13 protein-coding genes are annotated in these 11,744 nt (G+C 41.9%); 6 read left to right on the top strand and 7 right to left on the bottom strand.

Annotation, left to right across the window (positions count from 1 at the left end; translation table 11 throughout):
• Window positions 1–221: 221 nt before the first annotated feature.
• Window positions 222–572: an arsenate reductase gene (locus F885_RS08945; protein WP_032859429.1), complete on the top strand. Its 351-nt coding sequence runs from the start codon at window positions 222–224 to the stop codon at window positions 570–572.
• 65 nt (window positions 573–637) lie between these two features.
• On the opposite strand, the gene F885_RS08950 is transcribed toward F885_RS08945, so the two are convergent.
• A complete protein-coding gene (locus F885_RS08950) occupies window positions 638–1,075 on the bottom strand; it encodes a DUF2147 domain-containing protein (RefSeq protein ID WP_004803572.1) in 438 nt (145 codons plus the stop codon).
• A 204-nt stretch (window positions 1,076–1,279) separates the two neighbouring features.
• Here F885_RS08950 and F885_RS08955 point away from each other — a divergent pair, with 204 nt between their 5' ends.
• Window positions 1,280–2,191 (top strand): alpha/beta hydrolase, encoded by a 912-nt coding sequence (locus F885_RS08955; protein ID WP_005317333.1) that lies wholly within the window; start codon window positions 1,280–1,282, stop codon window positions 2,189–2,191.
• Between the two features lie 272 nt (window positions 2,192–2,463).
• A complete protein-coding gene (locus F885_RS08960; RefSeq protein ID WP_005317330.1) occupies window positions 2,464–3,651 on the top strand; it encodes a GGDEF domain-containing protein in 1,188 nt (395 codons plus the stop codon).
• Window positions 3,652–3,689: 38 nt separating this feature from the next.
• On the opposite strand, the gene F885_RS08965 is transcribed toward F885_RS08960, so the two are convergent.
• The 5 genes from F885_RS08965 to F885_RS08985 all read right to left on the bottom strand — a co-directional run bounded on the left by F885_RS08965 (window position 3,690) and on the right by F885_RS08985 (window position 8,170).
• Complete coding sequence (locus F885_RS08965; protein WP_005317326.1) at window positions 3,690–4,385, bottom strand: glutathione S-transferase family protein; 696 nt, start codon at window positions 4,383–4,385, stop codon at window positions 3,690–3,692.
• 2 nt (window positions 4,386–4,387) lie between these two features.
• Window positions 4,388–6,223 carry a protein-disulfide reductase DsbD gene (dsbD, locus tag F885_RS08970; protein ID WP_005317315.1) on the bottom strand — a complete coding sequence of 612 codons (1,836 nt, stop codon included), beginning with the start codon at window positions 6,221–6,223 and terminating at the stop codon, window positions 4,388–4,390.
• 83 nt (window positions 6,224–6,306) lie between these two features.
• Window positions 6,307–7,074, bottom strand: a complete 768-nt coding sequence (locus F885_RS08975) for a transporter (RefSeq protein ID WP_005201616.1) — start codon at window positions 7,072–7,074, stop codon at window positions 6,307–6,309.
• A 32-nt stretch (window positions 7,075–7,106) separates the two neighbouring features.
• Window positions 7,107–7,652: an ankyrin repeat domain-containing protein gene (locus F885_RS08980; RefSeq protein ID WP_004803559.1), complete on the bottom strand. Its 546-nt coding sequence runs from the start codon at window positions 7,650–7,652 to the stop codon at window positions 7,107–7,109.
• Window positions 7,653–7,795: 143 nt separating this feature from the next.
• Entirely contained in the window at window positions 7,796–8,170 is a 375-nt protein-coding gene (locus tag F885_RS08985; protein WP_005317311.1) for an HPF/RaiA family ribosome-associated protein, read from the bottom strand.
• A gap of 369 nt (window positions 8,171–8,539) precedes the next feature.
• Between F885_RS08985 and F885_RS08990 the strand changes: the two genes are divergently transcribed.
• The 3 genes from F885_RS08990 to F885_RS09000 all read left to right on the top strand — a co-directional run bounded on the left by F885_RS08990 (window position 8,540) and on the right by F885_RS09000 (window position 10,771).
• A complete protein-coding gene (locus F885_RS08990; RefSeq protein ID WP_005201617.1) occupies window positions 8,540–9,265 on the top strand; it encodes an outer membrane protein OmpK in 726 nt (241 codons plus the stop codon).
• A gap of 135 nt (window positions 9,266–9,400) precedes the next feature.
• A complete protein-coding gene (locus F885_RS08995; protein ID WP_005317309.1) occupies window positions 9,401–9,952 on the top strand; it encodes a GNAT family N-acetyltransferase in 552 nt (183 codons plus the stop codon).
• 81 nt (window positions 9,953–10,033) lie between these two features.
• The gene (locus F885_RS09000; RefSeq protein ID WP_005317307.1) at window positions 10,034–10,771 is read left to right on the top strand and encodes a hypothetical protein; all 738 of its coding nucleotides are present in this window, start codon (window positions 10,034–10,036) and stop codon (window positions 10,769–10,771) included.
• Between the two features lie 265 nt (window positions 10,772–11,036).
• Here F885_RS09000 and urtE read toward each other — a convergent pair whose 3' ends face one another.
• Complete coding sequence (urtE, locus tag F885_RS09005; protein ID WP_004657106.1) at window positions 11,037–11,735, bottom strand: urea ABC transporter ATP-binding subunit UrtE; 699 nt, start codon at window positions 11,733–11,735, stop codon at window positions 11,037–11,039.
• Between the last annotated feature and the right edge of the window lie 9 nt (window positions 11,736–11,744).

The following is an 11,744-nucleotide window of genomic DNA, read 5'->3' as shown; positions in this document are numbered from 1 at the left end:
CAGGAAGATTATATGCGGGTTTTCTCTTTTCTAAATCTTAGATTTTCTCGCTTGAATTTGTCTTTAGCAGTTACGCTCAATTCACATGATCATTTTTCGTCATTTCATTGTTGTTGCATACACCCTAACGATCAACTTAATAAAAAATTTCAACTGGTACACCACCCTTCTTTTGCGTTAGGCTTTGGTTCATCTCTTTTATTCTTTTTATGGTTTTCGCTATGTTTAAAATTTACGGCATTAAAAATTGTAATTCGATGAAAAAAGCCTTTGATGCATTACAAGCCAACGGCATCAATTACGAATTTCATGATTATAAAAAACAAGGCATTGATGCAGATACTTTAGCGATCTGGTTAAAAGAGATTGGTGCGGACAAAGTACTGAATAAAAAAGGCACCACATGGCGCAAACTCACTGCAGATGAGCAAACACACGCGACCAGCAATGAACAGAACCTGATTGAAGCCCTAATTGCGCAACCTAGCCTGATTAAGCGTCCTGTACTGCAAACTCCACAAGGTTTTGTGATTGGCTTTGATGAAGCCACCTATCAAGCTCTATCCGCTTAAATTTTATCAATCAGCAGCAATAAAAACCGAGTCTCACGACTCGGTTTTTATTATTTAAATCTGGCTTAGTTGGTACGAATCCAAGTTTGGTTACGACCTAAAGCAGCGACACCAATATAGCCACGTAATTTCAGCTTTTTACCACCTTCGATGATTTCAGCTTTCAATTTATAGGTTTTACCATTTTTAGGATCGATAATTGAACCACCATCGTAGTTCACACCACCGACATTTTTCAGGCCATTTACGATAGTCACGCCTTTCAGTGGTTTGTTATGGTAAGTTCCTTCACATTTAGAACAAGCATTTTCCTGACCTGCTACTAAATATTTTTGAATCGACGCCGTTAACGTTCCATCCTTTTGCTCCGTGAACTTCACGATCGCCTTTGGCTGTTTTGTTTCATCATCAATTGTCTGCCAAACAGTGCCATTCAGCGCATCCGCTGCATTGGCAAAAGTTGTCAAACCGAGCAATCCAAATGCTAAAGCAATTTTCTTCATTTTTGTAATATCCTTAAGGGGTCTTTCAAACTGAAAGTATTGAGAACTTCAATCAATATTGCAATTCTTGATTATGACTATTTGGTATAACCTGAGTAAGGGTGTCATAGTGCACATTTTTTCAGATTTTATCGTCGTGCTTAGACATAGCTTATTTTCAAGAACTTTCTTATTGCTATACTGATCTAACAATATGGAAAAATTATGAAATTTGCTACTGTTTGGAAATATTATTTTACTGAATCCTTACTTAAAGCGACGATTCGGACACCTAGTCAATTTAACTTGGCCCCAAATGCATTACGTCCGTTGCTCGATCAACTGTGTCGTCTATTTCCACAAGATTCAACAGTACAAGTCCGCCCAATCCGTCTAGCGGGTGTACGTGGTGAAGAAATCAAAGCCCAAGCCGCGGCTACACAACTTATTTTCCATATTCACGGTGGTGCTTTTTTCCTCGGTAGTTTAAATACTCATCGTGCTTTGATGACAGATATTGCTGCACGTACTCAAATGCAAGTGATTCATGTCGATTATCCACTTGCACCTGAACATCCATATCCTGAAGCGATTGATGCGATTTTCGATGTCTATCAAGCGCTGCTGGTACAAGGCATTAAACCGAAAGATATTATTATCTCAGGTGATTCTTGCGGTGCTAACCTTGCCTTGGCGCTGTGTTTACGTCTCAAACAGCAACCTGAACTGATGCCAAGCGGCTTGATTCTGATGTCGCCTTATCTTGATCTCACCTTGACCAGTGAATCGCTACGCTTTAACCAGAAACATGATGCCTTGTTGTCGATTGAGGCCTTACAGGCAGGCATCAATCATTATCTTACCGATAATATTCAAACCGATGATCCACGTGTTTCACCGTTGTTTGATGATTTAAAAGGGCTTCCACCCACCTTGGTACAAGTCGGCTCTAAAGAAATTCTATTGGATGATTCAAAACGCTTTAGAGAAAAAGCGGAAAAAGCCGATGTCAAAGTTCAGTTCAAGCTGTATACCGGCATGTGGCATAATTTCCAGATGTTTAATGCTTGGTTCCCTGAAGCAAAGCAAGCTTTGGCAGATATCGCAGAGTTTGCACATGCACTCGATCGTGACTGAACCACATAAAATCGTGTAAAAAATGGTCAGCTATGTCTGACCATTGTCATTCTTAATTCCCTTTGGTCATCATAAAATAAAATTGATTGGATATTCTGATAAGAGCTGATTTATCAAAGAATTTTTCCCGTCCTGATTTGCATTAAAAAGCCCAGAGCTAGACTTTTTTCTCATTCTAAAGATGTTATTGTTATTTCAATAATCGTTCTTCGGTATTTTGACGACAGATCTACAGTTGCTAGGAATCTCATTGCATAAAAGGATGCATGCCAATGGTGAAGATTCGTTTTAATCGGTCAACTGACACAAAAGGATGGGGCTTTAAGCTTTCTTGGGAACATCATATTGTAGTCAATTGGACCATACTCAAAAAAAGTATTTTATTACTGATACTTGCTGCATTTATGAGCCTATTTTGGATCAGTTGGGATATTTTTGTCCTGATACATCCACAGTATTCTGAATGGGTTAATCTTGGGATCGTGCGCTCGCACTTAATGACCAGCCTGATTACGCTGACCGTGATGTTGCTGCTTATTATTCCTTGCCATGTATTTAAGGATCGAACTTGGGCACAGAATGTTTTACCTATCCTCAGTGTGCAGATTTTTACTGCAATGCTATGCCATAAAGGCTATTTAGCAGGCAGTTTTAGCCCAGCGACTATGGTGGGTTATGTCAGTGTAGTAGGTGTGGGTTTAGTGCTGTTTGACCGCAGGATGGTGTATTGCGCTTTGATTCCAGCAACACTTGCCTTATTGCTATGCAACTACCTGAGCATGATTGGGATGCTGACTTATGCGCCTCTGTTTAATATGCAGCGCCTAAATGAAGTACCGATGCATCCATTCTGGGTCGGCAGTATGGTATTTTTCTTATTGCCGATTTTATTGGCGTGTTTATTCTTATTTGAAATTTTACTGACGCAATGGCGAACGCGGGAAATGACCATTCAGATTCTCAGCCGTCTCGACCCTCTGACCAATGTACTCAATCGACGTAGTATCAGTAGTTATTTAAATAAGTTGCATCAACACCCCCACCCACTCTATTCGATTATTCTGCTTGATCTCGATCATTTTAAAACGATTAATGATCAATATGGGCATAGCATGGGCGATCAAGTGCTGATCCAAGTCGCACGATGCTTGGCAAGTAATCTACGTGATCAGGATATCATTGGTCGTTTTGGTGGCGAGGAGTTTATTTTATTGCTGCCCAACACGCCGACGATGCAAGCACAGAACGTAGCTGAACGCTGTCGTCATGCAGTATCACAACTGCGCTTTATTACAGAATATAAGCAGGAATTTAGCGTGAGTGCCAGCTTTGGGATTAGTAGTTCGCTCAGTGCCGATGAGCCACATTTGATCATCAGTCAGGCCGATCAAGCCCTGTATGCAGTCAAAGCTGCGGGGCGTAATCAAGTGAAAATATTTACTGATCTTGCAACAAGCTAGAACAATGAAGGCACAATATGCCTTCATTGCAATGTTGATTAGCCTTTCAAAAATTCTTCTCGATGTTGACGATAAGGTTCATCAAAAGGCACAAACATCTGCTCTTGTTTGGCTTCGTCAATCCATTGCTGTACCGATGGTAAAGACAAGATTTTTTGCACATAGGCTTGGCTGGATGCGGAGAGTGGCAATTGATAGCATTCAAAACGCATCACCACCGGTGCATAGAATGCATCGGCAATACTAAACTCGCCACATAAAAAACCGTCTTCGCTCGGACGTTCAGACCAGATCTGATCAATTCGAGCCACATCGGCACGTAACTGCGCATGTTCGGCCCAGAGTTGTTTACCAATATGACCTAGATCCGCTTCCACATTCATGGGGCAAAGATTACGTAAGCTTTGAAAGCTGCTATGCATCTCTGCACTAATACAACGTGCTCGAGCACGCCATGTCTTCTCCTGTGGCCACAAATCAAGCTCAGGATGCTGTTCCGCAATATATTCACAAATCGCCAAGCTATCCCAGACTACCAGTTCGCCATTCACAAGCGCGGGGACTTTACCCGTTGGGTTGAGCTTTAGAATCTCTGTTTTAAATTCACTTTCAGGTTCAAAACTATCAAACCGAATCACATGCTCCTGAAAGGAAATCCCCGCTTGTGTAAGTAAAATCCATGGGCGCATCGACCACGTGGAGTAATTTTTATTGCCGATAAAGAGTTGATACATTGTTATTGTTTCCCTTTAAATAAAGCCAATTGCTGTAATAGCTCAGCTTTTTGGAATGCACCCGTTAAGCGTAGCGAGCGAATTTCTTGTTGTTGCTGATCTAAGAATAAGTAGGTCGGTGGCCCTAAAATATCCCACTGTGCTAACAATGCTTGGTGTGACGCATCATAGTGGCTTAAATCCATTTTAATCAGATAATAACCAGACAAGGCCTGTTGCACCTCTGCATCTTTTAGAATGCGATGCTCAATCGGCTGACAAGCCACACACCAATCCGCATAGACATCAATCACAATGCCACGGTCTTTGGGCGCATTGGCTAAGATCTGCTGAAATTCATCTGCTGTTTTTGCCACATGCCATTCGGCCAGCTTATCTGCCTGAACTGAACTGAGACTTTGAAAATGCTGATATTGATTAAAGGCCAATGCTGGAATCGCTAAAATCAGTAAGATCGCATAGAGCCATTGCAGCTTACTTTTCTGTGCAAACAGACGATATGCTGCATAAATAATAAAGGCCAAACCAAGAATTAAACTGAGAATTTGAATCGCGAGTTCTGGCAATAAAGGACGGATAAAGTAAATGCTCAAGGCCAGCATTAAAAAGGCAAAAATCACCTTGATTTGGTTCATCCAGTCGCCTGCTTTGGGTAAAGCTTTTGCCCCCAGAACGCTGGCCAATAGCAATGGAATACCCATGCCAAAACCGAGTGTAAACAGCAACAACCCACCTTGCCATTGACTCTGTGTTTGCGAGATAAACAGTAATACCCCTGCCAGAGGTGCGGTCATACAAGGCCCAACCAACAATGCAGAGATCATACCCATGACACTGGCACCAACCAAAGTACCGCCTTTTTGATTGGACTGCAGTTGATCCAGTCGATTGACCCAGTTCTGTGGTAGTTTCAACTCGAACAAGCCAAATAGATTGAGGGCAAACACCACGAACAATAAGCTAAATGCGATCAATGTTGCGGGTTGTTGTAACCAGCGTTGGAAATTCAGCCCTGCTGCAGAAGCAATCAAACCTAATACCGCATAGACCAAAGCCATACTCACGACAAAAGTCAGTGCAATTGACCAAGCTTTGACGCCTTTATTGTCACGTACAATTAATGAAGTCAGAATCGGTAACATTGGTAAGGAACACGGTGTAAACGCCAGTAAAATTCCTAGGCCCAAGAATAATAAGATGCTATAAGCCAGCGAATGCTGTTCGAGTGCACTTGACCACTTTTGGTCTTGTGCCATCACATTTGAATTTTTTGCCGTTGGCTCGGCTTGCACTTCATCATTTGTTGCCGTTTGGGTATTTAAGGCATTGGATGCACGCGCCACATCTAAAAAGCTTTTTTGTGAGTTTGCACTGACATTCTGAGCACTGACTAGACCATCGGCATCGGTCTGAAATTCAATATTCTGTGGAGGATAACAAATCCGGTCTTTGGCGCAGCCCTGCCAAGTCACACGATAATGCTGAGAAGCTTGGGTTGGAATACTAAATTCAGCTTGCTGATAATAAACTTGGCTGTGACCATAATTCTCATCATACTGCTCTACCGCTTTCGGTAAAGTCAATGCGACGGGCTGATTGCCCTGCTGTACTTCAAACTTATGCTGATAGAGATAATAATTTGGCTGGATCGACCAATGCAAACGTGCTTGATTCTGTGCAGTCGACTCAACCGTAAATGCAAAAGCCTGTTCGGGGCTAAGTAATGGCGCCGATGAATTCTCTTGGGCGTAAGTCAAAGACCCACATAACAACAATAAAGTCCCAAGAAAGTAACGCATCAGCGGGAAAGATTTCCCAGCCTGAACAGACATTTGCATGATTATCTCACTATCAATCTCCTGAACCTCCCTCCCACTTATGCAGAAGTGAATTTAAGAGAATTCAGGAGTATTCATTATTGTTAGAATAAAACCGATACGCCGAAGCCACCGTTATAACCTTTTTGATCGCCATTCAGGTCTACACCAATGCTGGCATCCAATTGCGTGCGATTATTCAAAGCATAAATCAGACCTGTACCGAGACCATATTCATAGTCTTGGCTCTCGGCTTTACGATAAACAAACTCTGAATAACCCGATAATTTACCTGCAATTTTATAGTCAATGGTTGGAATTGCAGTCACGGCCCAATTACTGTTCTGCGCTTCATAACGCATCGTGATCGAAGTTCCAATCAAGTCACTAAATTCGTAAGCAACTGCTGAAGTAAGACTATAGATATCATCATGGTTGGTGAATTCATCATTCCCCGTTGCAATGATCGCTTCAGCCAACAATGCCATGGATAAACGATCATCTTTTAGATCAATGGCTTTTTTCAAACCAATGCTGACATCGCCCAGACCATTGGTCTCTTTTTTCGTACCTGCACGTTTGTATTGCTGCCACACTGGACCTTGCCAACCCAATTGCAGTTCCAAACCATCGGCCAAACCGGTACGCAATAACATGTCACCGTTAAGGGTTAAGGTTTTGTCTTTGACACCATCTACCTTACCTTCTTGGTAGTTGATACTCGGTAAACCTTGTTCCCATGCCAACTGTCCCACAGGGGTAATACCAGTCCCTATCCCCGTACCAGGGCGGTCAAAAGAAAAGTCAGCCGCAAAAACGGTACTTGTCAGCATAGATGCAGCAATTAAGCTCAATGTTTGCAATGTTTTCATTCTATTCCTCGTTCTATTTCTAATAGCTTGGCTTATGCGCTGAGCTCTTTTGACATTTTTGCACCATGTTCACGTAGCAATTCCAGTGTTGCACGCTCTTCTGGTAATGACTCCGACCAATCAATTTCATCAAATTCACAATCAAAGAACAATTGGCTGATTGATGATAAAACCGTTAAACCTTCTTCATCACGGGTATTTGGATCTACTTTTTCAACCAATAACCGTTCTACCACAGGCACGCAAGCAGAACTTGCCGCATCCCACAATGGACCATAAAACTCTTCTGAATCCCATAAATGCAGATTGGCTTTGGCTTGAATCAATACATCTAAAATATCTAAATAAACTTTAAGTTGTTGTTGCTTTTCTTCATCAGTGAAAGGCTTCCCTGCTTCATAAGCTTCACAAATTCGTTCCCACCATACGAACAAACCATCGCAAATCACAGAGACAGGCGGACCTTGTTCAGGGTCAATAAAATTCGGGTCGAGTCCTTCAGCAAGTAAAGATTGCACTTGGTCCAAATCGAGTTGTTGTATGGCTTGCACCAAGGCCTGCTGTTGCTTATTTAACATGACCAATTCTCACAATATTTTTTAATATGTCTATTATGCCGAATATCCTGACAGGATTTTATAAAACCATCTAAAAAATCATGTATAAATTTGATACACGCATAAAAAAAGCCCCGAACAGGGCTTTTTTTATGCGTCGATTTTTATGCTTCATCATCCACTTTTACGTCATCATCGACATCAACAAATTCGGGTAAACCGCCACGATGGTGCTCTTTTTTCTCATAAAGATGCTCCAGACTACGTTTCAATTTATCAATCGCACCATGAATCGAGTTATCAATATTTGCTGCTTTATGTGTCACTGCGACAGGTTTCATTCCTGCTGGGCGAGCTTCAATCATACATCGTTTGTCATGATCGCCCGTTTTGTCCCCATTCTCATCACTAATATGAACCGAAAAATGTGTAATACGCTCGCTATAACGTTGGAATTCTTGTGTAAGTTCTGCACGAACATAACTGTTTAAGCGTTCACTACCTTGAATGTTTTTATCTGTACGGATTTCAATATTCATAAATATCTTCCTCTCTTTTCTGTGAGACGGTGCTACAAAACTTTTTTCTTTGCACACTTTGAGCATGCAGTCATTCAGTGCAGTTGTATATTCTGATTGTGTAAATGCGTGTTGTCTCCTCGCTTTGCATCTGTTGTTTTTCAGTATGTAAGAAGATCTTCTATAGTTCCAATATCTGACTTTCCTCCAAAATATGCAAGCTGATTTTTGACATTTTGATGAAATCTTCAACAAAAAGATGACCAACTTTAGCATCCGCTTAGACGGCTTCTGGCATATACAATTCTTTTGTTCATTTGGTCAAATTTGGCTTTATTTTTGCTTAATACCTTGTATCCTTTACACGCCTTTTGGGGGGAGATTTTTTAAATGCAATTGAAGCAACTTGCAGCAACATGTTTATTGGTATCTACAGCAGCTTTCACTCAAGCGAAGCCGATTTGGCAAGATTTCAGCTTGACCGGTTTGTATGGCGAGAACTACGAAGTTGTTGATGAAAAGCAAACAACCATCACCGTTGAATATGCGGCAAAAGTAAAATATGCCGATGTATTCTTCTTTATGGACCGTATGCGTGGCAGCGATGACCATAAAAGCACTTATTTCGAGCTTTCTCCACGTTTAAGCTTGGGTGAAATTTCAGGTCAAAAACTTGCGTTTGGTCCAATCAAAGATGTGCTGATCTCAACTACTTGGGAAAGCAACAATGATGACTTCGCTAGTTTTGACAACTTCTTGTATGGTGTAGGTTTCGATCTTGCGATTCCATATTTCCAATATGCGAATGTAAACTTCTACCGTGCCAACAACGAAAATACTGCTGATGACTATCAAATGACCATTGCTTATGCTTTGCCATTTAAAGTATCAAACGAAGATTTCTTGGTGGACGGTTTCCTTGACTGGTCAACAGGCGAAAAAGATCACGCCAGTGAACTCAACTGGACCACACAATACAAGTGGAACTTGGGTAAACACATTTCACCAGACACTCGCCTCTATTTAGGTGTTGAGCATTCTGTTTGGAATAACAAATTTGGTATGAAAAACCGTGACGAAAACAACGTCAGCGCTTTGATCAAATACCACTTCTAATTGGATTAGAATGTTAAAAAACAGCAAGGATTTCCTTGCTGTTTTTGTTGGTATCACCGAATATAAATGCCTGTTGATCTGTTGTCCGATCAGCATCATATCTGTTTATTTTGTCCAATTTGATGACCTGCACATATGTCTGAACATCTTGCGCTTACTGCTTCTGCCTTAGCCGCACATTTCCACATGCGTTTTGCCACAGTCGATGACCTCGAACAAATCCTCGCGATCTATAATGCAGAGATCCTGAATGGCACAGCCAACTGGAATGATCAGGCGGTTTCCTTAGCTGATTATCAGCAACGTTTTCACGACATGCAGCAACAGCACTTCCCCATGATCGTGGTTGAAAACCTGAATAATCATCAAGTGGCAGGCTATGCCTATTACTCCGCATTTCGAACCATCAGTGGTTATCGCCAAAGTATTGAACATTCTGTTTTTGTTGATCCAAGCTACGCTCGCCAAGGTCTGGGCAAAGCGTTGATGCAACAACTGATTCATCTGGCCAAACAGCAAAACATGCATATCATGGTAGCTGCGATTGATAGTGAAAATAAGGGCTCGATTGTGCTACATGAACAGCTTGGCTTTATTCAAACAGGTTATATGCCTCAAGTGGGACAAAAGTTTGGGACATGGCGAGATTTGGTCTGGATGCAACTGCAACTCACAGAATCTCAATAAAAAGCTCACTTTTACCCTACTGTCCTACGACTGAATTGTGGCTTAGAATGAAAGCAATACTTGATTTCAAAAATAGCCAAAATGATTAAAACATCTCAACTCGGTCTGTGCCTTTCCATCGCAATCGCTTCAAGCGCGAGCTTTGCCGAAGTTTCTTTTGAACAAGAGTTGCAACAGGGCTGTGCCAAAGTAAAACAATATGCACAAGCAGGTAAAAAGTTTTACGATCAAAAGCAATATTTCAATGCCGCCAATCAATTTGAAGAACAGGCTGCTTGGGCGCATTTCTGTCAGGCCAATGCAGCTGAAAGCGGCATTCGGGTCAGTGACCGAGACATTGAAATTGCCAACAACAATGTCGGCTTGAGTTATGCCAAACTGGACAAACCACAATGGGCCAGAGTCTGGTTTCTTCGAGACAAAGACTCGAAAACCAGTCAATACAACTTAAAACAGTTGCCCAAGCCAAAACTATCTTCTGATCTACAAGGGACTTATGTCCGCGCCAACGGTTTTGGGCAATGGGATTACCTCAAGGTTAGTAAAAAGCAAAATAAATATGTGATTGCATTTGATGGTTATTACTTCGGACAACGTGGCCTGATCTATGGACCCAATATGGGACAGTTTGAAACCAGCATGCCAATCAAGTCAAAACAAGCCAGCTATCGCTATGAAGATTGCCAAATCAAACTTCAATTCGCCAATGATGCGAATCTTGGACAAAAAATTGAGGTTGAACAGCTAAATGGCGAATCTTCATGTGGCTTTGGACATAATGTCTATGCAGGCGGAACATTTTATAAGGTTGAAGGTTAACAAACCATCAAAATTCAGCCTCAAATATGATACTCGGAAATGTCATCTACAACCTGAGCAAGCTAAAGCGACTAAAGCTTTAGCGAAGCGCAAGAAAGGTTGCAATAAAGAATGCCTTTGCCCTTACGAAGCTTCAAACGCTTCTCAGGGCGAAACCAAAGTAGGGCGAACCGCAGGTTTATCCTAATATTAGATATAAAACAATAAGATTCCACAATGATCACTATTTAAGCAGGCCGTAGATGGAAAATCTCTTTCGAGTGTTTTAAATCGCCACCAACTCCCGAATTCCCTTCTCAGGCATATCCTCCCCCCGCCCTTGTGCAATCACCTGCCCACGCGCCATCACGGTATACGCATCCGCCAACTCTTCAGCAAAATCATAAAACTGCTCCACCAAAATAATCGCCATCTCACCTTGATCCGCCAGTTTACGAATCACTCGACCAATATCTTTAATAATCGAGGGCTGAATCCCTTCAGTCGGTTCATCTAAAATCAAAACACTCGGCTCTGAAGCCAACGCTCGGGCAATCGCAAGCTGTTGTTGCTGACCACCGGATAAATCTCCGCCACGGCGATGTTTCATTTCATCCAGCACAGGGAAAATTTCATACAAATGGCTTGGCACCTTACGCGTCTTAGCCCCTGAAAATTTCGCCATGCCAATTAAAATATTTTCTTCTACCGTTAAAGTCGAAAAGATATCGCGACCTTGCGGCACATAAGCCAACCCCGCACGCACCCGTTGCTCAGGAGACATCTTGGCAATGTCTTTACCATCTAACAGAATCTGTCCTGATTTAATCGGTAGTATCCCCATCAGGCATTTCAGTAAGGTGGTTTTGCCCACGCCATTACGGCCTAGCACCACACTACATTCACCCACAGGCGCATTAAAAGACACATCACGCAGAATATGACTGCCACCATAGAATTGATTAATTTGTTTCACTTCTAACATGCGCGTCTC

This window comes from Acinetobacter higginsii, assembly GCF_000369845.1.
GTDB classification, from domain to species: Bacteria; Pseudomonadota; Gammaproteobacteria; order Pseudomonadales; family Moraxellaceae; genus Acinetobacter; species Acinetobacter higginsii.
Note: the sequence above shows the minus strand (reverse complement) of the source record. Positions and strands in the feature narration are given on the sequence as shown.